The following is a 25,095-nucleotide window of genomic DNA, read 5'->3' as shown; positions in this document are numbered from 1 at the left end:
GACTGCCCCTGAAGACGCCCTTTCGATTGTGTTTGTTTCTGCCGCGTCAAGGGCAAGCCGCGCTGGCGCGCGGTGGCTGCGCCACCCTTGACCCGGCAGGGTGTTTGTTGGGTGTGCTTCGTGGCATCTTCCAAAGCAGATGTTATTCGCATGCTCTGACCTAAAGCGCTGTTTTATTAAAATAAGGAGAATATTTCGTGGCCTTAAGTTTTTCCAAACCTGTTCTGTACTTTGCCTGTTGTGCGCTGCTGGCGGCCTGCGGCGGCGCGCCTGCCAGCAATGAATTGCGATTCGACAAGGATGGAAATGGCCGCTTCAGCGGCAGTGCCGGTGCCAGTTGGACGGCGCAAGAGATCAGAACACAGGTCTCTGGCCAGATATGCGGTAATGGATCTGTTGCGGACATCAATGTGAGGGTGTTGCCAACTGCACCGGACTACAAGATTTTCTCCGGCTCTTGCGCATCCGGAGGCGATGGCTTCCCCGTCGCAGGCGTGGGGCAAGACTACATCGTCACCGCGCAGCCCGCCCCGGCGGCGGCAGTGGCGCCAGTGGCGAGCAGTTCGGCTTGGGACGGCTCCACCCCGTTTGTGGATTGATGGCGCAGGCATCCCTTCCGCGTTCAACGCGGCAGGGGCTGAGCGTGGGGGGCGGTCATAAGACGCTCTGCCGTGAACTCAACAAAGATGAGCTGTCGCGTAACTACTTGATCAAGCGTGGCTGCAGACCGGGTGAAGGTTAGCGAATGCCCGGGCTGCCCAGCTCAATGAAGACGTCTTTGCCGGACATCTGTATTCACGTTGCAGGGGCAGCGGAACAGCCGGCGGGGCGGCTCAGAGCCGCGGCAGGTCTGATGGCGCGTCCGAAGAACCGGAGTTTGCCCCCAGCGACGCCGACAGGCAGCTGCTTTGGACCTCGCGCCACATCGGCACGTTCAGCGACATTTGGCATTGCGCCATGAACATGCGCCCGTCGACCTGCAGGCAGCGCAGCTCGCCCAGCTCGACGCGGCTGCCGGACTTGTCGGTGCAGTAGCAGTCGATGGTTTTGCCGCCCGGCCCGGTCACATCAGCCCAGGCACTGCCGGAGGCAGCCATTAGAATGGAAACGACAAGGGCACTGGCATGTTTCATGGCTCTAGCATATCACAGAGGCAAGATTTGGCCAAAACATGAACAAGAATAGGCGCGCCCATGGTCCCCGAAGAGCGGCTGGAACAGATCCTGCAGCGGTTTCAGTATCTTGAAGCCGCAATGGCGGATGGTGCCGGGGGCGGGGACATTGCGGCGCTGGCCAAGGAATATTCCGGCCTGCGCCCGGTGGCGGAGCAGGTGACGGCCTACCGCAAGCTGCTGAGCGATCTGGAGGAAGCCGAGCTGATGCTGGGTGATCCGGACATGAAGGATCTGGCCGAGGAAGAGATCCCGGCGCTGAAGGCGGCGATCCCCGAAGCTGAGCAGGCGCTGCAGCTGGCCTTGCTGCCCAAGGACGCCGCCGATGGCCGCCCTGCGATGCTGGAAATCCGGCCCGGCACCGGCGGTGACGAGGCGGCGCTGTTTGCGGGCGATCTGCTGCGGATGTACCAGCGCTATGCCGAGGCGCAGGGCTGGAAAGTCGAGATCATCGAGGAACAGGCGACCGAGCTGGGCGGCATCAAGGAAGTGGTGGCGCATATCAAGGGCGAGAATGTCTTTGCCCGGCTGAAATATGAATCCGGCGTCCACCGGGTGCAGCGGGTGCCAACCACAGAAAGCGGAGGGCGCATACATACCTCGGCGGCCACCGTGGCGGTGCTGCCGGAGGCCGAGGATGTGGACATTCATATTGATGCCAACGACATCCGTATTGATACCATGCGGGCCTCGGGTGCGGGCGGGCAGCATGTGAACACCACCGACTCGGCTGTCCGTATCACCCACCTGCCGACCGGGCTGATCGTGACGTCGTCAGAGAAATCCCAGCACCGAAACCGCGAAATTGCCATGCAGGTGCTGAAAACCCGGCTCTATGATCTGGAACGGCAGCGGATCGACAATGAGCGGTCTGCGGACCGGGCAAGTCAGGTGGGCTCGGGCGACCGGTCGGAACGCATCCGCACCTATAATTTTCCGCAAGGGCGGATGACCGATCACCGCATCAACCTGACGCTTTACAAGCTGGATCAGGTGATGGGAGGCGATCTGGATGAGATTGTCGATGCGCTGACTGCAGACAATCAGGCGCGGCTTCTGGCCGAGATGGGGCAGTGAGCATGGCAGAAACCGCGGCACAGGCGATGGCAGCAGCGGCGTCCCGGCTGCGCGCGGCCGGGGTTCATGACCCGGCGCGGGATGCGCGGGTGCTGCTGGCCCATGCGGCGCGGATCGAAGCCAGCCGGGTGACGCTGATCGCGCCCGAGGAGCTGGCGCAGGAAGTGGCAGAACGGTATGAGCAGCTGATTTCGCTTAGGGCGGTGCGGGTGCCGGTCTCGCATCTGATCGGCGAGCGGGAATTCTATGGCCGCCGTTTCAAAGTGTCGCGCGATGTTCTGGATCCGCGCCCCGAAACAGAGATCCTGATAGAGGCCGCACTGGCGGAACCATACGCGCGGGTGCTGGACTTAGGCGTTGGCTCGGGCTGTATTCTGGTGACGCTGCTGGCTGAGCGGCAGGAGGCCACAGGCCTGGGGGTGGACATCAGCGAGGCGGCCTGCCTGCAGGCCAGCGCCAATGCCGTTTTGCACCGGGTTGAAGCGCGGGCGGATATTCAGCAGTCGGACTGGTTTGAGAGTGTCGAGGGGACGTTTGATCTGATCGTATCCAACCCGCCCTATATTGCGCTGGACGAGATGGACGGGCTGTCCGCAGAGGTGCGCGGGCATGAGCCGGGCATTGCACTGACAGATGGCGGCGACGGGCTGGGCGCCTACCGGCGGATAGCTGCGCAGGCTGCGGCGCATCTGGCGCCGGGCGGGCGGGTGCTGTTGGAAATCGGCCCGACGCAGGCGCAGGCGGTCGGCGCGCTGCTGGAAATGGCAGGGTTAAGCGGCATTGCTGTGCTGCCGGACTTGGACGGCCGGGACCGGGTGGTACGGGCGCATTCCGGCGCAAAACACCGCTTTTAACGCGAAGATTCACAATTTCGGAAGAAAAATCAAAGAAAACACTGTTGTGCCCCTTGTCTGGGGCTTCGTAACATGGTTACTCAAGAGGAGCCGCTTCAGGAGAACGCTTTCCAAGCCTTCCCGCGGCATCAAGCCCAAAAAAGCTAATGATCCGGCGCTAAGACGCGTAGAACAGGGTCTACGGCGCATTAACTCAAGGCTTACGCTAGGCATATGAGATCGTCAAAATCACGTTCACGTTCCAAGTCGAACAACCGGAATCGCCCGAATGGCGTCAATGTTGTCAACCGGGTGTTCGACAGCTCCGGTCCCGAAGGCAAGGTGCGCGGAACCCCGCAGCAGATCATTGACAAATACAATCAGCTGGCGCGGGACGCGCAGCTGAGCAATGACCGGGTTGCGGCAGAGAATTTCCAGCAGCATGCAGAGCATTATCTGCGGCTGCTCAATGAAGCACAGCGCGAAATCGATGCGCGCCGCGATGAGCAGGAGCGGCAGAACCGCGAACGCCAGGCCGAGCGCGACCGCGAACGCACCGAGCGGCTGGAACGCCAGGAGCGGGAAGCTGCGGCTGCCGCAGCGGCATCCCCCGCAGCTGATCCGGCAGCGGCCCCGCAGCCCGAGGTGATCGACCCGCGCGGCGACAATGGCAACGGCGGCGACAGCGGCCTGGTGGAAACACCGGAAAGCCAGTCGGCAGCATCTGCTGAAGCGCCGGCTGAAGCACCCGCCAAAAAGGCTCCGGCCCGCAAGCCCCGCCCGCGCAAACCCGCGGCCAAGGCTGCCGATGCGCCTGCAGCAAGTGAAGGCGGCGAGGCACCGGCGCCGAAGAAACCGGCCCGTCCGCGCGCCAAGCCCAAGCCGAAGGCCGAAGAAGGCCCGGCAGAGGCGGCTGAGTAATCAGCGCCAGCTCCGGCAATCAAAAAGACCCCCGGCGCTGACTGCCCGGGGGTCTTTTCCGTTTCTGTTCAGGCTTTGGCCAGTTCGCGGGCAAGCGCGCAGAAGGCCTCAAGACTCACCTGTTCAGCGCGTTCGGTGGGCGGGATGCCGGCAGCGTTGAGGTGGTCCTCGATCACCGGTGAGACGCCTTTGAGCGAGGAGCGCAGCATTTTGCGGCGCTGGTTGAAGGCCGTGGCCACGACACGCGACAGGATGGCTGCATCAGCCGGGAAGCGCGGCTCGGGCAGGGCATCCAGATGCACCACTGCGCTGGAGACTTTGGGCGGCGGGGTGAAGGCGCCGGGCGGCAACGACAGCACAATGCGTGCATCGGCCCGCCATTGCGCCAGGATTGCCAGCCGGCCATAGGCCTTGGAGCCGGGCAGGGCCACGATACGCTCGGCCACCTCGCGCTGGAACATCAGGGTGAGGCTCTGCCAGAACGGCGGCCACTCCTTGGGAGTGAGCCAGCGCACCAGCAGTTCGGTGCCGACGTTATAGGGCAGGTTGGCGGCGATGCGGATCGGCGGGGTCAAATGCGCCAGCGGGTCTATCTCCAGCGCGTCGCCGTTGATGACGTCAAACCGGCCCGGATAGGCATCTGCGATTTCCTGCAATGCGGGCAGGCAGCGGCTGTCTTTCTCTACTGCCAGCACCCGCCGGGCGCCTTCGGCCAGCAAGCCGCGTGTCAACCCGCCAGGGCCGGGGCCGATTTCCAGCACATCACAGCCCGTCAGATCACCGGCTTGGCGGGCGATCTTGGCGGTGAGATTCAGGTCCAGCAGGAAATTCTGGCCCAGTGATTTGCGCGCCGACAATTGATGCGTTGCGATCACGTCACGCAGGGGAGGAAGGCTATCGATAGCGCTCATATCATCTGTACCTTGGGACATGGCGCGGGCGGCGCGCCAGAGATTTCATGCCTCCGGCGGGGATATTTGCCGTCCGAGGAAGAATCAAGGGCTGGCAGCCATCCGCTGCGCCAGCTTCAGGGCTTCGATCAGGCTGGTTGGGTTGGCTTGGCCGGTGCCTGCGATGTCAAAGGCGGTGCCGTGATCGGGCGAGGTGCGGATGAAGGGCAGGCCCAAGGTTACATTGACGCCGCGGTCGAAATCCAGCGTCTTGATGGGGATCAGCGCCTGGTCGTGATACATGCAGACCGCCGCGTCATAGCGGGTGCGGGCGGCCGCATGGAACAGTGTGTCCGCCGGGTGCGGGCCGGTGACATTCAGGCCTTCCGACTGCATCTGACGGATCAGGGCGTTGATCCAATCCAATTCCTCATGGCCCATGGCGCCGCCTTCGCCTGCATGCGGGTTGAGCCCGGCGACCGCAATGCGGGGCGCTGCGATGCCGAACTGACCGCTAAGGCCGGCAGCGGTGATCTCAAGGGTTTCGCGCAGCAGCTCCTGGGTCAAGGCCTTAGGGACTTCGGACAAAGCGATGTGGATTGTGGCGGGCACAACCCGCAGCTGCTCGCTGGCCAGCATCATTACCACGCGATTGCGGCCGGCGAGGGACGCCAGAAATTCAGTATGGCCGGGATAGGCAAAGCCGGCGCCGTCAATCAGCGCCTTTTTGTGGATCGGGGCGGTGCAGACTGCGGCGGCTTTGCCGGTCTGGACCAATTGGACTGCGGTCTCAATGGACCGGATGACGCCAGCGGCGTTGGCCGGGTCGGCAGCGCCCTTGGCTGCGCTGCCGCCGAAGGCGAGAGGCAGTACCGGGAAGCTGTCTGTACTTGTTGTGGCGGCTTCGGCCGGGGCGGTGATTTCCTTGACCGGGGTGCCCGCAGGCAGGTGGCGCGGGTCGCCGATCCAGAAGAACGGGCAAGAGCTGCGCAGTGCGTCCCAAGCCTTGACGGCAATTTCCGGGCCGATGCCTGCGGGTTCGCCGCAGCTAAGGGCAATCGGCCCGGATAAGCTCATTTGATGTTGATCCGGGCGTCGGCGCGCAGCTGTTCAAGGTAGCTGCCGGCCAGAGAGGCCATCCGCTGTGCCGTCAGCGCATTGGCCACGGTCTCGCGCGAGCTGTCCTCGCCCAGGTCGGCAGTGCGGCCGCAGAGCATCAGCACCATCAGTGTCTGGCCGTTGTTGCGGGTCAGCGTAGTGGAGGTCTCACCCGGGTCCAGTTTGGCCAGTTCCAGCGCGATATCGCGGGGGATTTCTGACGGCTGCAGGCTTTGCACATCCAGCACCGAGGGGTCCTGACCCTGGGCCAGCCCATAGAAATCTTCGCAGGTGTCGACGCTGTCCACCACCTTTTGCGCCGCGGCAAGCCCTTCGGGCGTGCGGCCGCCGGGCACATGATAGGCAGCGTATTCGATCGCGGTGAAGCGCGGTGCTGCGCCCTCAACCTCGCGCACGCCGCGCATCTGGAACAGGGCTACAGCGCTTTGCAGCGGCAGCGGTTCGGAAATCTCGCCGGGTTTCAGCGCCAGCGCAACTTCTTGCAGCTGCGGCGGCAGCTGGGTCAGCGGCATCCAGGGCAGGCGTCCGCCCTCGTTGCGGCTGGCGGCAGCAGAATACTGGGCAGCGGCAGCTGAGAAGCTGTCGTAGCCTTTCAGCCGGGCGACCTGTTCGATCAGCTCTTCGACCTGCGCTGCGTTCTGTTCGTTGATCGGAACGATGAATTCGCTGAGCAGAACCTGGACGCTGCCGGTGCCGGCCGAGCCCATGGCGCGGTCAATCTCCTCCGGAGTGGGGCGGGCGCGGGACAGGAAGCGGGCGCGGGTGTATTCCCGCCAGCCCAGCCCGACCTTGGTGAAATCGCGCAGGGTTTGCGGCTCCACGCCGCTTTGCTGCAAGGCGGTGAGAAATTCGTTCAGCGACAGGTTGGCGCGTGCGGCCAGCTCTTCCATGCCGGCGGTGATATCTTCTTCGGCCAGTTCGATCCCGGCCTGCTCCAGTTCAGCGAGTTTGAGCCGGTCGTTGATCAGCTCTTCGCGGGCGGTGGCCAGAGGATCGCCGGGCACCCGCAGCGCCGATTGGAAGCGGGCGCGCTGTTCCAGCTCATACCGGGTGATGACCTCGTCATTCACGGTGATGGCCGGGGCAAAGAGGTTTTGTGCTCCTGCCGGCAGGCCGGTCCAGGACAGCCCCGCGGCCAGCGCCAGCGCGGCTGCGGTTTTGAGAGCACGGGAAAGGAAAGGAGCCGGGAACCGGGTATTCACGTCTTGCTGCATGACCGCCTGTACTGTTTGCTGCCGCTCTTTACGGAAAATCCGCTGAGCGAGATGGTAAAGCCGAAATCGGTTGTCGGCTCAACACTTGTTGTTGAGGTATAGCGGCGGTTGACTGAAAGGTCGACCGTCACGCATTCGTTGCTGTAGGCCACGCCGAGACCTGCACGGGTGGCGCGGGCGTCGGAAATATCATAGCGCAGCCGGGCACTGGCGGACCAGCTGGGGGTGAAATCATAGCTGCCGTCGACCCACAGCTCCGAACTTTCCTCGGCCCGGTCTTCATCGGGGTCGGTGCCGAGCCACAGATAGGTGCCGGAAAGGCTGGAGCGGCTGGTGCGCCAGTCGCCGCGCAGTTCTGCCTTGGAGAAGTTCAGTGAACCGTTCAGCAAGCCGCGGGTGGAGAGGGCCAGCCCGTCGCCGAATTTGATTTGGCCTGCCAGCAGGAAATCCGAGGAGGTGCCGCTGAGGCCGGAGCTTTTGGTGAACCGGTCATCGCCGTCGCTGCGCAGCACCTGGCCGACGGTGGCATAGGCCTGCCAGCCAGTGGGCGCATAACGCGCCCAGTTGGCGCCGTAGACCAGTGTCAGGCCGTCCTCGCGGGCGTCGGTGGAGGGAAACCGCGACAGTGACAACAGATTGCCCTGGTCAAACTCTACAAAGCGACTTTCCTCGGTGACCACGCTGCCGCCGCCCTCGTCGCGCCAGCCCAGCTGCAGGATCGGCTCCAGGTACTGGGTGGCGCCGCCAGCCTCGCGGCGGCTCATCGGCAGACGCAGGGTCAGCGCGGTGCGCGGCGTCAGGCGGGTGACCTCTTCGTTGAAGAAACTGTCGTCATAAGCGCGGAAGGCGTCTGCTGCGGCGCCGAGCTCCCATTCCGCCAGGATGCCATAGCCCAGGCGCCAGCTGCGGCGCCAGTCGATGTCGGCAGTGAGCCGCGCAAGGTCACGCCCGTTGCTGTCAGTGGCGGTGCCGTCGATGCTGGAGCTGCGGCGGTGGCCATGGCCCTGCAGGGTCAGCCGCAGCTCGCCGCCGGTGAGGGCGGGATGATGGCGGGTCTGATAGAAGGCTTCCGCGATTCCAGAAGGAATGTTTGCCTGCTCTTCGCTGGTACGCAGGGTTTTGTAATGGGTCAGGGAGGCGCGGAACAGGCTGTCGCGTTTGGCGCGGGACAGCACCGCCTCCGACCGCAAACGGTCCAGTTCCGGCAGGCCGTAGTCCTCGAGATAGGCGTCGTCCGAGACCGCTTTGACATCAAAGGTGAAGCGGAAGTCCCGCGGCAGATCGAACTGGCCTTCGCCAAAGATGTAGCCGCGGTCTTCGCCGGAAAACAGATCGTCGCGGGTGTAGGCCCCGTTGAATTCGATCCTGCCGCGGCGGAAGGCCTGGCGGTAGCGGACGTCCAGCGTCTGGGTGCTGGACGAGATATAGGGCGCCAGCGTCAGGTCGCGGTGCGGGCCAAGCGTGAAGAAATAGGGCGCCTTGACCCCGGTGCCGAGATTCGACGTGGAGCGTATCGAAGGCACCAGAAATCCGCTGGCCCGCTCCAGTGAAGGATCAGGCAGGCGGATCGCCGGAAAATAGAACACCGGCACGTCCAGCACCCGCAGCTGGGCGCTTTCGAAATAGAGCTGGCGTGCCTGCTGGTCGTGGGTCACCCGCTCAGCCCGGATCTGCCAGAGCGGCGGGCGTCCATCCTCGCAGACGTGGCAGGAGGTGACGGCGGTCTTGTACAGCTGTGTGTAGCGGCCGCTGACCCGGGTCATTTGAAGCGAGGCCAGCTGCAGCTGCTGCTGGAACACCATGCGGGCGCCGGTCAGCAATCCGTTGCGCAGGTCTCGGTCCAGCTCGCCAGCGGTGGCCAGTATGGTGATATCGCCTTGCTGGTCGATGCGGATCGGGCCTTCGATCTGCAGGGTGCCGGTGGTCTGATCAAACGTTATCTTTTGCGCGCGCAGCCGGATATCGCCTTGAAACGCCTCGACATTGCCTTCGGCCACCAGGGTGCGGTCAGGGGTGATGAAGACCTGATCTGCAACCAGCATCGCGGGCTGCGCCGGATCAGGCAGCGCCGCGGTCTGCGCCTGCGGCGCCGGGGCTGTCAGGGCGAGCCAGGGCAGCACAGCCGAAAGAAGCAGTGCGCGGCGCAATTTACCCGTCTTCGGCATGGAGAAGCAGTCCCAAGGTCAAAAGTATCGCGGCGGCGGGCGGCGCCCAAGCGGCCAGGGCCACAGGGATTTGCCCGTTCTCGCCAAGGATTTGCGCGAAATTGCGGATGAAATAAAGCCCGAATCCCAAAAGGACCGCCATCAGCACCGCCAGGCCGGTGCCGCCAAAGCGCGCGTGCCGCATGGTGAAGGAGGCACCGACCAGAACCATGGCGATAAGAAACAGGGGGCGGGCCAGTTCCGCCTGATAGCGGACCTCGTAGCGTTTGGTGGTAAAACCTGCGGCAGACAATTCGCGGATTGTGGAGGGCAGATCGTAGATCGAGATGCCGCTGGCCGTGCCCAGGGTATCGCGGATCCGGTCGGTGGTCAGTGTTGTGGGCAAATGCAGCTCGTCATGCCGGGCGGCGTTGGAATCGGGGTTGATGCCGGCTGCCAGCGGCCAGGTTTTGGCATTGGACAGGATCCAGTTGCTGCCCTCCAGCCGGGCGCTGTCGGCAATGATGCGGCGGACCAGGCCGCCGGCACTGGTATAGGCGTGGATCGACACGTCAAGCAAAGTGATATCCGCCGCGTCGCCGCTGTAGCCTTTGGCGTGGATGACCGACTGGCCCCTGGCGCCGCCCTGGCGCAGCCACAGGCCTTCGCCGGACAGCGACAGCGCCGACGGCCCGCCGTTGTGATAGGTCTCGGCCAGGTCCTGATAGCGGTTGGCGGTGGCCGAGGCGATCGGGTTGAGCATGGTGACCGCCAAGGCGCCGATTGCCGCGGCCACCAGCACCGGTGCCGCCAGCGCGCGGATGCCGGACCGGCCGATGGCGCGGGTCACCACCAGCTCGCTGCTGCGGGCAAGGCCGACAAACAGCACGATGGTCGACAGGATCATGATCAGCGGCAGGAACTCGCTGAGGGCGGCCGGAACGTTCAGCAGGGTCAGGCCAAGCAATTGCGGCAGGCTGAGGTCGATCGCCTCAAACCGGCGGACCTGTTCGTTCAGGTCGATCAGCACCACCAGTGTCATCAGCACCGCAACAATCACCAGGAACCACTGCAGAAAGCGGCGCGCATAATAGAGATCAAGCTTCATGCGGGCGCCTCCGCCCGGGTCCGTTTGGGCCGGACTGACAAAATCAGGAAGATCAGCGCCACCAAAAGCCCCAGCAAGGTCGGCAGGTAAATCAGCGGCCACAGGCTGGGGTTTTGCAAAACCGGCTCCGAGACAACTCCGCGCAAGCCCTCGACAAAGATCAGTACAACAAAGGCGAGGAAAGCTTGCCGCCACACGCCGAACCGCGAGAATGTTCCTAGCATCAGCGCGGAAAACCCGATCAGGGCGACGGCCACACAGACCAGGGCACGGGCAAAGCGCAGGTGCAGTTCCTCGGCCTGGGCGCCTGCGGAGTAGCCATCGCTGCGGGTGATGGCCTGGGTGCTTGTCATCAGCTCCAGGCTTGGGATCGCACGGATGTTGCGCGACTGGTTTTCAGACTTCCGGGCCAGTGCGCTGATATCATACGAAAAATCCGAGAAGAACGTGGTCGAAAGCCGTTGCGTCTGATTGTCCAGCCGCTGCGCCATGCCTTCTACCATGATCAGATGCGCGCTGCCTTCGTCGCGTACCAGAAAGGCGCGGGCGCCGGTATAGGTCACCGTGGTCGCCGGGTCGCGGCGGTCAGACAGGAAGACGTCGTGCAGGGTGCCGTCCGGGTCGATCTGGCGGATATAGAAGGTAACACCGTCTGCCGGGTGCAGGAAATCGCCCTCGCTCAGCAGCTTGGCGGTGATGTTGCGGGAGACTTCGCTTTCACGGACTTCCAACTGGCTGATCGACGCCGGCAGCAGATAGTGGGTCAGCGCCGACATCATCAGTGCCGTGATGACGCCGAATGCGAGGGCCGGCCGCGCCATCTGCCAGGGGCTGGTGCCGGTGGCGCGCAGCACTGTCAGCTCGCTTTCGCTGTTCAGCCGGTTGGTGACCCAAACCGAGGCGCCAAAGGCGGCAATCGGCAGCACCATGCGGATGAGGTTCGGCAGGGTGAGCGCGGTGAACTCAAGGAATACCAAAGCAGACTGCCCGTTGCCGATCAGCCGGTCAAACAGCACGACAGCCCGGTTGACCCAGAACACGGCCACCAGAATCAGCGCAAAAAAGCCGAAGAAGAGCAGATATTGTGACAGCACGTATCTGTCGTAGCGTGACACCCGATCCCCCCAGACCATTGTGATTTTGCGCGACATTAGTGGATTTGCCGGGCGGGGAAAACTGCATTCTCGCAAGGCGCCTCATTCGGCGGCAGATCGCGGCCGCAGCGGGCGCAAAGCCGGGTCTGGCCAAGCGCCCCTGCGCAGGATACCTCTTATGCCAAGAACCATATGAAACCAGCAGGAGCGCGCGAGAATGAGCAGCCTTACCCCGATCCGATTTGCCGAATACGACCCCAAGGCGCTGCCGGAAATGACCGGCCGTGTGGCGGTGATGGTCACGCCCGAGGGCAGCATGGATCAGGCCGCGCGCACCGCCAACCGGCTGAGCAAGGGCGCAATTGCCCGGCTGATCGAATCGGATGGCTTCAAGAAGGCCAAGGCGGGGGATGTGGTGTCGCTCCGCTGGCCCGCAGGCATGCAGGCCGAGGCACTGGATGTGCTGGTTCTGCCGCGCAAGCTGACTCCGGTAGAGGCACGCCAAGCGGGTGCAAAACTGGCCAAGGCGGCAGCGGGCAAGCGGCTGACGGTGATGGCCGGCAGCATGAACAAGGCTGCTGACCTCACCATGGGGCTGGCGCTGCGCGACTATGGCTTTGATGACCATAAGACCCCCGCCGAAGACAAGCCTGAAGGCGAGGTGGTGATCGCTTCCAAGATGCCGTCCGATCTGGAGACCGCCTGCGCACCGTTGCTGGCGGTGGCCGAAGGCGTTCACATGACCCGGGATCTGGTCAATGAGCCTGCCAATGTGCTGACCACCACCGAATTCGCCCGCCGCATCGAAGAAATGAGTGAGATCGGCCTTGAGGTTGAGGTCCTGGAAGAGGCGGACCTGGAAAAGCTGGGCATGCGCACGCTGTTGTGTGTTGGCCAAGGTTCTGACAGCCCCTCCAAAGTGGCGGTGATGCACTGGAAAGGCGGCGCCAAGGACGCAGCCCCGCTGGCGCTGGTCGGCAAGGGCGTGGTGTTTGATACCGGCGGCATCTCGCTGAAGCCTGCGGGCGGCATGGAAGACATGACCATGGACATGGGCGGCGCGGGCGTTGTAGCCGGCACGATGAAGGCCTTGGCGCTGCGCAAAGCCCAGGCCAATGTGGTCGGGCTGGTCGGCCTTGTGGAAAACATGCCCTCGGGCAATGCCACCCGTCCGGGCGATGTGGTGAAGTCGATGAAGGGCGACACGGTTGAGATCATCAACACCGACGCCGAGGGCCGTCTGGTTCTGTGTGATGTGCTGTGGTACGCGCAGGAGCGGTTCAAACCTGCGGGTGTTATCGATCTGGCGACCCTGACCGGCGCGATCATTATTGGCCTCGGGCATGAAAATGCCGGCGTATTCTCCAACGATGACGATCTGTGCAATGCCTTCCTGAAGGCCGCGCGCTCCGAGGATGAAGGCGCCTGGCGGATGCCGTTGGGCAAGGCCTATGACGAACAACTGAAATCGCGGATTGCCGATATGAAAAACATCGGCGGACGCCCGGCGGGCTCCATCACCGCAGCGCAGTTCCTGCAGCGGTTCATCAAGGACGATATGCCCTGGATCCATCTGGACATTGCCGGTGTGGCCTCGGTCAAGGCGGACACGGACTATGCGCCCAAAGGCGCCACCGGTTGGGGCGTGATGGCGCTGAACCGTCTGGTCGCGGATAAGTTCGAGGCGGAATAAGCGTTCATGGGGGCTGCCTATTTCTATCATCTGACGCGCAGGCCGCTGGAGGAGACCTTGCCGGTCCTTCTGGACAAGGCGCGCGGGGCGGGCTGGCGCATTGCGGTGCGCGGGCGCGACCCCGAGCGCATGGCCTGGCTGGATGACCGTCTGTGGCTGGGGGCAGAGGACAGCTTTCTGCCCCATGGCCTGGCGGGCGGCCCCCACGACGCGCTGCAGCCGGTTCTGCTTACCGCCGGGCCTGAGGCCGCCAATACCCCGGACTGTGTGATGGCGGTGGAGGGCGCCGCAGTCAGCGCCGATGAGGTGCAGGCGCTGAGCCGTGTCTGTATTCTGTTCGACGGCACAGATCCGCAAGCTGTGCAGCACGCCCGCAGCCAGTGGAAGTCACTGACAGATGCTGGCTGTTCCGCCCAATACTGGTCCGAAGAGGGCGGGCGTTGGGAGAAGAAGGCCGAGAAATAGGCCGGGAAACCGGCCTGTTAACCCGCGGTATCGGCGGGATTTTGCCAATATCCTTCAGATTTGTTTCAGCTTGGCAGGAAATGCTCGCGCAAAAGGCGCTGCCGCAGTAATCCTCCGGGTCAAAAGATCAGAACAAAAGACCAGGACACTGGGGGACAGATGAAAGTATCACATGCGTTCCGTCGGGCGCGGCTGCTGCCGATTGTTGGGGCTGGGCTGCTGTTCCTTGCCAATTGCGGTGATATTCAAGGCGGATCGGTGGCCCGGGCCGAGGCTGAGGCCGCGCGTCTGGAATACGCGGTTCAGGAAGTCCAGTCTTTGCAATCCAGAGGGAGCCGTGTCTGGTGCGTGCCCTTTGCCCGCAATGCCAGCGGGATTGAGATTTTCGGCAATGCCAAAACCTGGTGGGCACAGGCCAAAGGACAGTTCAGCCGCGGCCAGCAGCCGCAAACCGGCGCGGTGATGGCGTTCCGGGCGACCCGCTCCAATCCGCTGGGCCATGTGGCAGTGGTCTCCAAGGTGGAGGATTCGCGCCGGATCCGGATCAATCACGCCAACTGGCGCCGCAACAAGGTGTCGCTGGGCATGGCGGTAATTGACGTGTCTGCAGCAAACGACTGGTCCGCCGTTCGCTTGGAAAGCAATCCGGGGGCCTACGGGCGGGTCTATCCGATCAACGGCTTCATTCTGCCGGTTCCGGACAAAGGGTGATCGCAGCGCAGCGGCGCTGCCCCTCTTGGCCAAAGGAAGAAAGGTGCCTTGGCTTCTTTCTGGTTCGAAATACCCCTGCCGGAGGCCTGCGCCGCAAGGCGCATGATCAGCGGGTCAGCACCAATGCGCCATTGCGGATTTCGATGCTGGACCAGCGCTGCAGATAGCCCATGCCCAAAAGGGATTGCTCCAGCTCGCCCTGGTTAACCCAAACACGCACATCCGTGTCGGTGATGCCGCCCAGCGACATTTCTTCGATCCAGACCGAGGCTGTGCGCACCTCACCATTGGCGGTGCGGGCGCGGCCGAGATAGGCGAGGCTGCCGGTGTCAATGCCGGCACGCTCTGCATCGCGCGCGTTCAGCACGACTTCGCTGGCGCCGGTGTCTACCAGGAACGGGACGGCAGCGCCGTTCACCTCAAGGGTCAGATAATAATGCCCGTCCGGCGCGCGCGGCACTTCGACCCGTCCGGCCTCCACCGCCACGCTTTGCTGCGGGCGCACGGTTTGGCGAATGTCCTCCCACAGCCCGTAAGAGGCGATCACACCAAGGAAGATAAATCCCCAGACCGCAAACATCTGCAGTGTCTTGCCGATGGATTGGCGGTTCTGCACAAAGACCCAGGATCCCACTGCAACCAGCAGGACAACCAGATAGATAACCCGCCCGATCTCAAACTCGCCCATCTGCGCACCTCCTGAATATAATGTAGGCGGGCCGGGGCGTTATGCTAGCCTGCAAATCCAAAAGCGCGCAGTCCGTCGAGCACGAACTGGACAGAAAGCGCCGCCAGCAGCATGCCCAGAAGGCGGGTCACAACGGTGATGCCGGTCTTGCCCAGCAAGCGTTCGAACAGGCCGGAAAACAGGCACATCACCAAGAGGATCGCCAGCACTGCGACCACCACGCCCATCACCATGGCAAAGCCTGCAATGCCAGGCTGCTGCCCCGCCAGCAGGATGACAGTGGCGATGGAGCCGGGGCCTGCAATCAGCGGGATCGCCAGCGGGAAGATGGACGGGTCGTCAAAATCATCCTCTTCGCTGCGGTCTTCGCGCCGCTTGTTGCGGCGTTCAAACAGCATATCAAGCGCAGTGAGGAACAACAGCACACCCCCGGCAATGCGGAAGGCAGCCATGGAAATGCCTGCAAAGCCAAGCACCGCTTCGCCAAGTGCCGTAAACAGCGCAAGCAGAATTGCTGCGGTGATGGTCGAACGCAGGGCAATCGCACGCCGCTGTGCGGGCGTCATGCCCTGTGTCAGCGCCAGAAAGATCGGTGTCAGCCCAATCGGGTCAACGATGACAAACAACGTGACAAATGAGGTGATCAGAAAGGCCGTGTCGATCATTGCGCCTCTGCTTTTTCCAGTTTCTCCACCGCTTTCAGCCACAGCTCCTCGGCGCGGTCCTGGGCTTCCATGACTTCGGCATATTTGCGCTGCCAGACAATGGCTTCGTCTTTGCGTCCATCGTCATAAAGAGCAGGGTCTGCCAGTTTTTTGGCCAGCTTGTCGCGCATTTCGCTGACTTTTTCCAGGCGCGCCTCACCTTTGCGGACCTCGGCGCGCAGGGCCTGAATGGCTTCGCGGCTGGGGCGCTTTGGTTTTTCGGCCTTGGCCTTGGTCTTGGATTTGCCTGCGGGTTTGTCGCGCGTCAGCAGCAGATCGCGGTAGGCCGGCAGATCGCCCTCAAACGGTTTCACTGTGCCGCCGGACACCAGCCACAGCCGGTCCGCGACCAGGCTAAGGAGGTGCATGTCATGGCTGACCAGAATGACCGCGCCGGAATAGGCGGTCAGCGCTTCGACCAGCGCCTCGCGGCTTTCGATGTCCAGGTGGTTGGTCGGTTCATCGAGGATCAGCAGATGCGGAGCGGGCAGGGTGGCCAGCAGCAGCGACAGCCGCGCCTTCTGCCCGCCGGAGAGACGGCCGACCTCGGTATCAGCCTGATCCGACCCCAGTCCGAACCCGGCCAGCCGGGCGCGCAGGCGGGCCTGGCCTTCGTTCGGGCGTTCGCGCTGCAAATGCTGCAGCGGCGTTTCGTCAATGTGCAGCTCATCCACCTGGTGCTGGGCAAAAAAACCGATCCGCAGCTTGCCGGACTGGGTCATCTTGCCGGCCATCACATCCAGACGGCCTGACAGCATTTTGGACAGGGTGGATTTGCCCTCTCCGTTCTTGCCAAGCAGCGCGATACGGTCGTCCTGATCAATGCGCAGATCCAGCCGACTGAGGATCGGGGTGCCGTCATAGCCGACCGAGGCGCCCTCGGTCGCGATGATCGGCGGCGACAGCTCCTCGGGTTCGGGGAAGGTGAAAACGGTGCGCGCGGCGTCTTCGGGTGCGCGGATGGTCTCCATCTTCTCCAGCATCTTGACCCGGCTTTGCGCCTGTTTGGCTTTGCTCGCCTTGGCCTTGAACCGGTCGACAAAGGCCTGCAGATGGGCGCGGCGGGCGTCCTGTTTCTTGGCCTGTGCGGCCTGATTGGCCCGGTTGGCGGCGCGCTGACGGGCGAACTGGTCATAGTTGCCGGAGTAATAGGTCAGGCCCAGCTCTTCGAGGTGCAGAATGCCGTTCACCGAGCGGTTCAGCAGCTCGCGGTCGTGGCTGATGATGATCACGGTGTGCGGGTATTTGACCAGATAGGCCTCAAGCCACAGCGCGCCCTCAAGGTCCAGGTAGTTGGTAGGTTCGTCCAGCAGCAAGAGGTCAGGCTGTGAAAACAGCACCGCAGCCAGGGCCACCCGCATCCGCCAGCCGCCCGAATAGTCGGAGCAAGGGCGTTGCTGGGCGGCAAAATCAAACCCGAGACCTTTGAGGATGGCAGCGGCACGTGCCTCGGCCGACCATGCGTCGATATCTGAAAGCCGGGTTTGAATTTCGGCAATCCGTCCGGGATCCTGCGCGGTCTCGGACTCGGCCATCAATTCGGCGCGTTCAGTGTCCGCGGCAAGCACCGTATCGATCAGCGACACGTTGGAGGATGGCGCTTCCTGGGCAATGCCGCCGATCCGCGCTTTGCTGGGCAGTGAAATGGCGCCGGATTCCAGCGACAGCTCATTGCGGATCAGCCGGAACAGCGTGGTTTTGCCGGTGCCGTTGCGGCCGACCAATCCAACCTTGTGGCCAGTGGGGATCGTGGCGCTGGCGCCATCGAACAAAAGACGGCCTTCGACCGCATAGGATATATCGCTGATACGTAACATGGGCCTTGCACTGGGGTACTGTCTGGCCCTTGTCAATGGGGCAGGCCATGTGCGGGTGCCGGACGTGGCTGGCTGTGGCCGGCTTATTGCAGATGCGCGGCAAGACCGGCGCAGGCTCAGGAGGCAAAGCCAACGGGCTGCGCGCCGCCCTTGCTGCTGCGTCAAAGCTGCGTAATCCCCTCTTTATCCTGTCACAGAGCCATGCTATCGGGGCGGCAATTCGTAACGGGCCGGGCATGATGTCCGGCTTTTCAGCACAGGAGTCTGCCCCATGGCACTGGAACGCACTTTCTCGATCATCAAGCCCGACGCAACCCGCCGCAATCTGACCGGCGCAATCAACGCCAAATTCGAAGAAGCCGGCCTGCGCGTTGTGGCGCAAAAGCGCATTCACCTGACCAAAGCCCAGGCAGGCGAGTTCTACAAAGTGCACGCCGAGCGTCCCTTCTACGACGAACTGTGCGAATTCATGGCCTCCGCTCCGATCGTCGCGCAGGTTCTGGAAGGCGAAAACGCCATTGCCAAAAACCGCGAAGTGATGGGCGCCACCAACCCGGCGGACGCCGCGGCCGGCACCATTCGCGCCGAATTTGCTGAATCGGTTGGCGAAAACTCCGTGCACGGTTCCGACGCACCGGAAACCGCCGCTGTCGAGATCGCCTATTTCTTCTCCGGCCTCGAGCTGGTCGGCTAAGCCGCAGGCTTAGCGATGACTGAAGGCCGCGCCGGGCGACTGGCGCGGTTTTTTTATGAGTTGGAGAAAGCGGTTCTAAGCCCGCTGTGCTGCCGGTTGCGCGGTCTGCGGGGCCGTTTCCGCGTGGCGAAGCGGCTGAAGGCAGCCAAGTCCTTGGGCGCAACCAGGGTGGAAAAGCCGCGCCGCGCAAGACGTTTCGCCAACGGCTCATCCTGCGCGGCTGATTGTTCCAAGTGGCGGCGCAGCAGGGCGACGTTGCGGGTATTGGCCTTCCAGCCAATGTCGAAAAGATCGCCGGCCAGCGGGATCGTGCCAACAAGCGCATCAATGCCGATGTTGGCGGCCATGCGCGCCAGCGTTCCTTTTGAAGCACCCATGCGGTGTCCCGAGAGCAGGATATAGCCCGCAGGCAGCAGCGCCACCGCGTCGCCCACGCCCGGGATGAGACCCAGAATGCTGTCCCAGCCGATCCGCGTTCCGATTAAGGGAATGCGGAATGCCCGGTCCATGCGGTGTGCCAGGCGCTGCAATGATTGTAGGCGGTCTTCGTGATGCGCGGTGTCAGGCATGTTCAGGCGTCTTCGCGATAATCCACACAGCGTGCACGATGCCCGGAATATAGCCGAGGATCGTCAGCAGGATGTTGAGCCAGAAATGCTTGCCCAGGCCGACCTGCAGAAACACGCCAAGCGGCGGCAGAATGACTGCAAAAATAATCCGGATCAGGTCCATCGAGGATCTCCTTTGGTTAATGTCCCGTTGATGAACCAACCCCCGGATACCCCATTTGGTTCCATCCAGCTATTTGCGCGCGACAACGCCGATCATGTCCAAGGTTGCCTCGAATGCTGCTTGATGGGTGTCAATGCTGCTGGCCTTGATCTCGTCAAAGCGCTGGCGAAGCTCTTCTTTTTCCTTGCCTTTGCAATCATTCCAAGGCCGCCCCTGCAGCGCCATCACCAGCACGTAGTAGCCGATGAAATGCGGCCGGGTACCGGTTTTCAGAAGTTTGGCATAGGCCGCGTCAGCGCCGATGGCACGCAAATCCTCGGCGGACGAAATGCCGGCCCGGTGGCAGGCTTCCTCATACGCGGGGCCAAGGTTTCGGATGGAAGAAATTGGTGTGTTCATGTTTTGTTTCTACCTGTTCCCGGTGCCGTTGTCACGCTGTAATCGGGCGTCGCCGTATATTGCGGGGCATCGTACTGACGCTGGGTTTCTTGCCGCAATGGCGGATTGACAGTCGCATTTCCTGCAGAAACCCTGACCGGAATGGCCAGCGGGAGGGTGTCGGATGAGCAGCGGAGAGCAAGTATCTGTGAATATTGAGGAGTTTAATCTGGCGAACCCGCCTGAGGGTTTTCTGGAGGATCCCTTTCCCATTTACGATGCTTTGCTGCGCGAGGCGCCGGTGCTGCCGCAGCCGGATGGGTCACTGCTGGTCTGCCGCCATGCCGATCTGGACAGGGTTTACCGGGACACCACGCTGTTTTCCTCGGACAAGAAGAAAGCTTTTGCGCCAAAATTCGGCGCGGGTTCGCCATTGTTTGAGCATCACACCACTTCGCTAGTGTTTTCCGATCCGCCGCTGCATACGCGGGTGCGCAGGATCATGACCTCGGCGCTGACGCCGCGGGCAATTGCCAGGATGGAACCGGGGCTGGTTGAGACGGTTGACCGCTTGCTGGACAGAATGGCGGGCGCAGCCAATGTGGACCTGATCGAGGATTTTGCCGCCTCCATTCCGATCCAGATTATCGGCAATCTGCTGGACGTGCCGATGGCGGAGCGGGCGCCGCTACGTGACTGGTCGCTGGCCATCCTGGGCGCGCTGGAGCCAGCGCTGAATGCTGATCAGCTGGCCGCAGGGCACCGGGCGGTGGAGGAGTTCAAGGCCTACCTGCAGGATTTGATCGCCCGGCGGCGGGCCAAACCAGGGGACATTGACACCGACGTGCTGACACGGCTGATCAACGGCGAGGGGGCGGATAGCGCCCTCAGCGAGGTTGAGCTGATCCAGAATTGCATCTTTATACTGAATGCAGGTCACGAGACCACCACCAATCTGATCGGCAACGGGTTGGCGCTGCTGAATGACCATCCGGACCAAAAGCAGCGGCTGCTGGAGCAGCCGGAGCTGATCAAACCTGCCATCGAGGAGGTTCTGCGCTTTCGGTCGCCCAATCAGCTGGGCAACCGGGAAACCACAGCGGATGTGGAATTCGGCGGACTGAAAGTCTCTGCGGGGACCAACTTGCATCTGCTGATCGGGGCGGCGAACCGCGATCCGGAGGTGTTTGAAAAGCCGGGTGTCTTTGATGTTAACCGGACGCCGAACCGGCATCTGGCCTTTGCCGGCGGGCCGCATGTCTGCGTCGGGCTGACGCTGGCGCGGCTGGAGGGGAGGATCGCCATTGAACGCCTGCTGCACCGTTTCCCGGGCTATCGCCTGTTGCCCGGCCGGGTGCCGGGCGGGCGAATCCGCTTTCGCGGCTATGCGGCACTGCCGGCGGAAATGGAGTGAATAAGGGTCGACAGGGGCGCTGTCAGGCAGGCCGGCTCAGAACAGCCCGGCCGCCTTGGCGGTCAGCGCGGCCTGGGTCCGGTTTTTGGCCTCCAGCTTGCGGCAAAGCGTGCGCACATGCAGTTTGATCGTCACTTCCTGCAGCTCCAGCTCGCGGGCGATTTCCTTGTTCGACAGGCCGCGGCATAACCCGTTCAGCACTTCCAGTTCACGCGGGCTGAGTTTTTCGGCCAGCGGATGGGTTTTTGCCGAGGCGTCTTCGCGCATCAGATCTACAGGCACATAGATCTCTCCCGCGCTCATGAAGCGCACGGCATTGAGCAGTGACTGCGCGCCCATGGTCTTGGGGATGAAGCCGATGGCGCCGGCATCCAGGGCCTCCTGCGCGGTGCGGGCGGGCGCGCTGCCGGACAGTATGGCCACGCCCTTGCCGCCATTGGCCTCCAGCGCCTTGGCCAGGCCGTCGAGCCCCATCATGCCGGGCATATTGAAGTCAAGAAGCACCAGGTCGTAGGGGCCCAGTTCGCAAATCTGCGCGATCGCACCAGGCAGATCAGTCGCCAAAGCGACCTCAGCACCGCCCTCGGATTTGAGGTAGGCGGAGATTGTTTCGCGGACCATATCATGATCGTCTGCCAGCAAAATGCGCATGTAGCCACTAGACCTGTTCTTTATTTCCCGGTCCCAGTCTACAGCGACAAGGGTTTCAAAACTGTCAACCTTGGATTGCGGACTGGTCTGGGGTGTGAACATCTGCTGCTGCTCCTGTGCGAGTACTGGAAATTTTACCGATATTACGACGTTCCGACGGCCTCTGGTAAGCCAACATTAGGGTTGATGGCGCTACTCTGGCGGTTGTGCACCCTATACGAAAGGTCATGAACCTATCCTCAGGTGCCGGTTTTCGGGCGGAGCGGATGTGCCATGCTTAGCCTGGCTGTTACGGAAACGGCATCAAATGAGGAGTGCTGGAATGAGAGGATTGATTTCGCAGGTCGCGGCCTTGGCTTCGCTTGCAGTCATGGCGTGCGCAGCCGCAGTTTTTGCGGATGAAGCGCAACCGGTGCTGCTGTCGGTCGGAGTGGAGGGCGCGGCGGAACCTGCAGCGCAGTACACGATTGAGGATCTGCGTGCGCTGGCTCCGGTCACCTTTGAGACGGAGACCATCTGGACCACCGGGCCGCAGCAGTTCACCGGCGTGCCGCTGGCTGTTCTGGTCGGGCGGATGGATGTCAGCAGCGGGCGGCTTGTAGCGTATGCGGTGAATGACTATGCGGTGGAAATCCCTGTTGCGGATGCGGTTGACGGTGGCCCGATTGTCGCCTTTGAGCGTAACGGCGCGGAAATGTCCTTGCGCAACAAGGGGCCGCTATGGGTGGTGTATCCTTATGACAGCAACCCGGCCTACCGCACCGAAGAAGTCTTTTCGCGCAGTATTTGGCAACTGGACCGGATCGTAATTCAGCCGTGAATGGCAGGCAGGGAGCAGTCAGGTGATGCTGCGCGGATTTCCAACGATGCCGCGCTGGGTTTTAGCGCTGGTGCTGGCAATTGCAGCAGCGCTGGCTGCGCAGTCTGTGCGGCTCGGGCATCAGGTGCTGCAGCAGCTGGGCGGGCTGTCGACCGCGGCAACAGACAATATGCAATGGAACCTGTCCCAGGCCGAAGTTGAGCATCTCAAGCTGGAGGCGGCGGTTCTGACGGCCAGCGCGCCTGGGGATCTGCGCCGCCTGCGGCGCCAGTTCGATGTTTACTACAGCCGGATTGCCACGTTCCGCGAAAGCCCGCTGTTTGAGGATTTGCGCCAAAGCCCGGCAGGTGCAGCCCTGCTGCAGCAGATGCAGGACCGGCTGGACCGCATGGCGGCGGTTATTGACAGTGGCAGCCGGCCGTTGCTGGACAGCCTGCCGGAGCTTGCCGCCGAGCTGGCGCAAAACAGCGGTGATGTGCGTGAACTTGCGTTGTTTGGTGTCGTGCTGCAGGTGGAGGATTCCAAGGATAAGCGGCTGAAACTGTTCACCATCCTGACGCGTCTGGGCTGGGTGGTGCTGGCCCTGGTGCTGGCGCTGGCGCTGGCGGCGCTGCTGCTTGGGCGGCTCTACCGCAAAGGCCGCAGGCTGGCAGCGGAGCGCAGCCGCTCTGCCGCGCGGATGGAGGCGATGATTGCCTCCTCGCTGGATGCGATCCTGGTGGTTGGTGCGGACGGCAGCATTCTTGCCTTCAACGGGGCGGCGGAAACGGTGTTCGGCTACAGCAAGGCTGAGGCCATGGGCCAGCAGATGGTCAGCCTGATTGTGCCGGACCACCTGCAGGAGGCGCATCAGGCCGGCATGAAACGGTTTCTGCAAACCGGTGAGGCGCAGGTGGCCGGCAAAGGCCGGCTGCAGCTGGAAGCGCGGCGTAAGTCCGGCGAGCTGTTCCCGGTAGAGCTGTCTGTGTCGGTCAGCCAGTCGGGAAACGAACTGGTCTTTGTTGGCTTCCTGCGCGACATCTCCGAGCGGATCGCTGCGGAAGAGGAATTGCGGCGGGCGCGGGACGACGCACTGGCCGGCGAGCGCGCCAAGCAAAACCTGCTGACGGTGATGAGCCACGAGATGCGCACCCCGCTGACCGGGGTTCTGGGGGCTATCGATCTGATCGAGGGAACCGGACCGACACCGGAGCAGCGCCGCTACTTGCAGGCGATGCGGGTTTCGGGCGGCTTGCTGCTGCAGCATGTGAATGACGTGCTGGAGCTGTCGCGGCTGGAGGCCGGCGCCGAAACTGAGAAACGGCGGATCTTTGATCTGGAGGAGCTGATCAGCGGTCTGATTGAAAGCCAGCAGGCCAGCGCCAAGGGCAGGGGGATCGATCTGTCTCTGCACTGCAGCCTGGGCGGCAAGCCGGTGGTGGCCGGGCGGCCGCGGGCTGTGCAGCAGGTGCTTTTGAACCTGATTGGCAATGCTTTGAAGTTCACCAGCGATGGCGCGGTGAGTGTGGATGTAATGCGGCTGCCGGACGGGGAAACGGTGGAATTCCATGTCGCGGACACCGGCCAAGGCATCTCGCCTGGCGACCTTGACCGGATTTTCGAAGATTTTATCACTCTGGATTCCAGCTATGGCCGTGGCAGCGAGGGCACGGGACTGGGACTGGCAATCACCAAGCGCCTGGTGCAGGCCATGGGCGGTACGATTGCATGCGAAAGCGAGCTGGGTGAGGGCAGCCTTTTCACCATCTCACTGGCGTTACCGGCGGCCAAGGCGCCGCCGCGCCAGGCAGCACAGGACAAACCCTGCCGGAACGGCGCCTGCCGTCTGCTGATCGCCGAGGATAACGACATCAACCGGGAGCTTCTGGCCACGATGCTGCGCCAGGAGGGACATCAGGTGACGGCTGTGCCGGGCGGTGCCGAGGCTGTGCAGGCCGCAGAAGAGGGGCGGTTCGATCTGATTCTGATGGACATCAGCATGCCGCAGGTGGACGGGATCGAGGCGCTGCGCCGGATCCGCGCCCAGCAGCTGGCCGAGGGCACCGACATTGTGGCGCTCACCGCGCATGCCGCCGCGGAGGACCACGCCCGCATTCTGGATGCCGGGTTTGCCGAAGTTCTTACCAAACCGGCCAACAAGGCTGAGCTGGCTGAAGTGATAGACCGCCGGGCAGGCAGCGGGGTCAAGGTGCTGCCCGGAACGCAGTCGGACATCCACCAGTTTTTTGAAGCCCTTGGGCAAGACCGGGCACGCAGCTTTCTGGCTTCCTTTTGCGACGAGGTAAATCAGCTCCAGGACGGGCTGCAGGATTGCGCGGTTCTAGACGATGACCAGCGCAAAGAGGCGCACCGGCTGGCAGGGTCGGCGGCAGTTCTGGGCCTGTCCGGCCTGCGCGCGGCGATGCTGGCGATCGAGACGGCGGAAGAAGGGGGAACGCCTCCGGTTGCGCCGTTTCAGCAGGCCTGGGCCAGCGCAGCACTGGTTCTGGCCCCTCATTTGCACGTATAAACCGGTTTCCTTGCCAGCGGCTGCTGGGGCAGAAACCGCCGGGCGCGCCTCTCCCATTCCAGTTTAATCTGGAAAACAGATTGGGATCCGCTTTTACGGTGTTCTTTTTTTGACCTTTGGCAGCGATTGGAAGACCGGTCTGTTACGGCGATAGAGGTTGTTTTTAAAGCATGTTTGACAAGGCTCCGGCCGCATTTGGAGGCACGCTCCATTGTTTTGCGCAACCGGTTGGGTGCTTTCTCCCATT

General features: G+C 62.9%; 25 protein-coding genes. 11 read left to right on the top strand and 14 right to left on the bottom strand.

All coding sequences use genetic code 11. From position 1 onward, the window contains the following. Window positions 1-197 precede the first annotated feature (197 nt). Complete coding sequence (locus tag ETW24_RS11485; RefSeq protein WP_129371183.1) at window positions 198-599, top strand: hypothetical protein; 402 nt, start codon at window positions 198-200, stop codon at window positions 597-599. 234 nt (window positions 600-833) lie between these two features. Here ETW24_RS11485 and ETW24_RS11480 read toward each other — a convergent pair whose 3' ends face one another. Continuing rightward, entirely contained in the window at window positions 834-1,133 is a 300-nt protein-coding gene (locus ETW24_RS11480; protein WP_129371182.1) for a hypothetical protein, read from the bottom strand. Window positions 1,134-1,193: 60 nt separating this feature from the next. Here ETW24_RS11480 and prfA point away from each other — a divergent pair, with 60 nt between their 5' ends. The 3 genes from prfA to ETW24_RS11465 all read left to right on the top strand — a co-directional run bounded on the left by prfA (window position 1,194) and on the right by ETW24_RS11465 (window position 4,003). Beyond that, window positions 1,194-2,249, top strand: coding sequence for a peptide chain release factor 1 (prfA, locus tag ETW24_RS11475; protein ID WP_129371181.1), 1,056 nt, complete (start codon window positions 1,194-1,196; stop codon window positions 2,247-2,249). 2 nt (window positions 2,250-2,251) lie between these two features. Beyond that, a complete protein-coding gene (gene prmC, locus ETW24_RS11470) occupies window positions 2,252-3,103 on the top strand; it encodes a peptide chain release factor N(5)-glutamine methyltransferase (RefSeq protein WP_205877245.1) in 852 nt (283 codons plus the stop codon). A 213-nt stretch (window positions 3,104-3,316) separates the two neighbouring features. After that, window positions 3,317-4,003: a DUF4167 domain-containing protein gene (locus ETW24_RS11465; RefSeq protein WP_129371179.1), complete on the top strand. Its 687-nt coding sequence runs from the start codon at window positions 3,317-3,319 to the stop codon at window positions 4,001-4,003. 68 nt (window positions 4,004-4,071) lie between these two features. Here the strand turns inward: ETW24_RS11465 and rsmA are convergent, their stop codons facing one another. The 6 genes from rsmA to lptF all read right to left on the bottom strand — a co-directional run bounded on the left by rsmA (window position 4,072) and on the right by lptF (window position 11,593). Next, window positions 4,072-4,914 (bottom strand): 16S rRNA (adenine(1518)-N(6)/adenine(1519)-N(6))-dimethyltransferase RsmA, encoded by an 843-nt coding sequence (gene rsmA / locus ETW24_RS11460; RefSeq protein ID WP_129371178.1) that lies wholly within the window; start codon window positions 4,912-4,914, stop codon window positions 4,072-4,074. An 84-nt stretch (window positions 4,915-4,998) separates the two neighbouring features. Further along, window positions 4,999-5,970, bottom strand: coding sequence for a 4-hydroxythreonine-4-phosphate dehydrogenase PdxA (gene pdxA / locus ETW24_RS11455; RefSeq protein ID WP_129371177.1), 972 nt, complete (start codon window positions 5,968-5,970; stop codon window positions 4,999-5,001). Further along, window positions 5,967-7,226, bottom strand: coding sequence for a peptidylprolyl isomerase (locus ETW24_RS11450; protein WP_129371176.1), 1,260 nt, complete (start codon window positions 7,224-7,226; stop codon window positions 5,967-5,969). Before ETW24_RS11450 ends, pdxA begins: the two co-directional genes overlap by 4 nt. Beyond that, window positions 7,211-9,391, bottom strand: coding sequence for an LPS-assembly protein LptD (locus ETW24_RS11445; protein ID WP_205877243.1), 2,181 nt, complete (start codon window positions 9,389-9,391; stop codon window positions 7,211-7,213). Before ETW24_RS11445 ends, ETW24_RS11450 begins: the two co-directional genes overlap by 16 nt. Continuing rightward, window positions 9,375-10,478, bottom strand: coding sequence for an LPS export ABC transporter permease LptG (lptG, locus tag ETW24_RS11440; protein ID WP_129371175.1), 1,104 nt, complete (start codon window positions 10,476-10,478; stop codon window positions 9,375-9,377). The genes ETW24_RS11445 and lptG overlap by 17 nt, the downstream gene beginning before the upstream one ends. Then, window positions 10,475-11,593 carry an LPS export ABC transporter permease LptF gene (lptF, locus tag ETW24_RS11435; RefSeq protein WP_129372910.1) on the bottom strand — a complete coding sequence of 373 codons (1,119 nt, stop codon included), beginning with the start codon at window positions 11,591-11,593 and terminating at the stop codon, window positions 10,475-10,477. The genes lptG and lptF overlap by 4 nt, the downstream gene beginning before the upstream one ends. A 196-nt stretch (window positions 11,594-11,789) precedes the next feature. Here lptF and ETW24_RS11430 point away from each other — a divergent pair, with 196 nt between their 5' ends. The 3 genes from ETW24_RS11430 (at window position 11,790) to ETW24_RS11420 (ending at window position 14,441) form a co-directional block, all read left to right on the top strand. After that, the gene (locus tag ETW24_RS11430) at window positions 11,790-13,265 is read left to right on the top strand and encodes a leucyl aminopeptidase (protein WP_129371174.1); all 1,476 of its coding nucleotides are present in this window, start codon (window positions 11,790-11,792) and stop codon (window positions 13,263-13,265) included. A 6-nt stretch (window positions 13,266-13,271) separates the two neighbouring features. Next, window positions 13,272-13,730: a DNA polymerase III subunit chi gene (locus ETW24_RS11425; RefSeq protein ID WP_129371173.1), complete on the top strand. Its 459-nt coding sequence runs from the start codon at window positions 13,272-13,274 to the stop codon at window positions 13,728-13,730. Window positions 13,731-13,889: 159 nt separating this feature from the next. Next, window positions 13,890-14,441, top strand: a complete 552-nt coding sequence (locus tag ETW24_RS11420; RefSeq protein WP_129371172.1) for a CHAP domain-containing protein — start codon at window positions 13,890-13,892, stop codon at window positions 14,439-14,441. 106 nt (window positions 14,442-14,547) lie between these two features. On the opposite strand, the gene ETW24_RS11415 is transcribed toward ETW24_RS11420, so the two are convergent. Genes ETW24_RS11415 through ETW24_RS11405 form a run of 3 tightly spaced genes read right to left on the bottom strand, consistent with a single transcriptional unit; the run spans window position 14,548 to window position 17,650 of the window. Continuing rightward, the gene (locus ETW24_RS11415; RefSeq protein ID WP_129371171.1) at window positions 14,548-15,129 is read right to left on the bottom strand and encodes a retropepsin-like aspartic protease family protein; all 582 of its coding nucleotides are present in this window, start codon (window positions 15,127-15,129) and stop codon (window positions 14,548-14,550) included. 44 nt (window positions 15,130-15,173) lie between these two features. Beyond that, window positions 15,174-15,794, bottom strand: a complete 621-nt coding sequence (locus tag ETW24_RS11410) for a MarC family protein (protein WP_129371170.1) — start codon at window positions 15,792-15,794, stop codon at window positions 15,174-15,176. Continuing rightward, complete coding sequence (locus ETW24_RS11405) at window positions 15,791-17,650, bottom strand: ABC-F family ATP-binding cassette domain-containing protein (protein WP_129371169.1); 1,860 nt, start codon at window positions 17,648-17,650, stop codon at window positions 15,791-15,793. Before ETW24_RS11405 ends, ETW24_RS11410 begins: the two co-directional genes overlap by 4 nt. A 271-nt stretch (window positions 17,651-17,921) precedes the next feature. Between ETW24_RS11405 and ndk the strand changes: the two genes are divergently transcribed. Further along, window positions 17,922-18,344 (top strand): nucleoside-diphosphate kinase, encoded by a 423-nt coding sequence (gene ndk / locus ETW24_RS11400; protein ID WP_019298521.1) that lies wholly within the window; start codon window positions 17,922-17,924, stop codon window positions 18,342-18,344. 53 nt (window positions 18,345-18,397) lie between these two features. On the opposite strand, the gene ETW24_RS11395 is transcribed toward ndk, so the two are convergent. From ETW24_RS11395 to ETW24_RS11385, 3 genes are all read right to left on the bottom strand, one after another. Next, window positions 18,398-18,913: a DUF4112 domain-containing protein gene (locus ETW24_RS11395; RefSeq protein WP_129371168.1), complete on the bottom strand. Its 516-nt coding sequence runs from the start codon at window positions 18,911-18,913 to the stop codon at window positions 18,398-18,400. Next, entirely contained in the window at window positions 18,906-19,076 is a 171-nt protein-coding gene (locus ETW24_RS11390; protein WP_129371167.1) for a YqaE/Pmp3 family membrane protein, read from the bottom strand. The genes ETW24_RS11395 and ETW24_RS11390 overlap by 8 nt, the downstream gene beginning before the upstream one ends. Before the next feature lie 69 nt (window positions 19,077-19,145). Beyond that, complete coding sequence (locus tag ETW24_RS11385) at window positions 19,146-19,475, bottom strand: TfoX/Sxy family protein (protein WP_129371166.1); 330 nt, start codon at window positions 19,473-19,475, stop codon at window positions 19,146-19,148. Window positions 19,476-19,638: 163 nt separating this feature from the next. Between ETW24_RS11385 and ETW24_RS11380 the strand changes: the two genes are divergently transcribed. Further along, a complete protein-coding gene (locus ETW24_RS11380) occupies window positions 19,639-20,868 on the top strand; it encodes a cytochrome P450 (protein ID WP_129371165.1) in 1,230 nt (409 codons plus the stop codon). Window positions 20,869-20,904: 36 nt separating this feature from the next. On the opposite strand, the gene ETW24_RS11375 is transcribed toward ETW24_RS11380, so the two are convergent. Next, window positions 20,905-21,519 carry a response regulator gene (locus ETW24_RS11375; protein ID WP_129372909.1) on the bottom strand — a complete coding sequence of 205 codons (615 nt, stop codon included), beginning with the start codon at window positions 21,517-21,519 and terminating at the stop codon, window positions 20,905-20,907. 322 nt (window positions 21,520-21,841) lie between these two features. Between ETW24_RS11375 and ETW24_RS11370 the strand changes: the two genes are divergently transcribed. Together ETW24_RS11370 and ETW24_RS11365 are read left to right on the top strand one after the other, a co-directional pair. After that, entirely contained in the window at window positions 21,842-22,339 is a 498-nt protein-coding gene (locus ETW24_RS11370) for a molybdopterin-dependent oxidoreductase (protein ID WP_164982738.1), read from the top strand. Window positions 22,340-22,364: 25 nt separating this feature from the next. Continuing rightward, window positions 22,365-24,848: a PAS domain-containing hybrid sensor histidine kinase/response regulator gene (locus ETW24_RS11365; RefSeq protein WP_129371164.1), complete on the top strand. Its 2,484-nt coding sequence runs from the start codon at window positions 22,365-22,367 to the stop codon at window positions 24,846-24,848. Window positions 24,849-25,095 lie beyond the last annotated feature (247 nt).

The sequence above is a fragment of the Leisingera sp. NJS204 genome, from assembly GCF_004123675.1.
Taxonomy (GTDB): Bacteria; Pseudomonadota; Alphaproteobacteria; order Rhodobacterales; family Rhodobacteraceae; genus Leisingera.
This window is presented reverse-complemented; position numbering and strand designations above follow the sequence as displayed.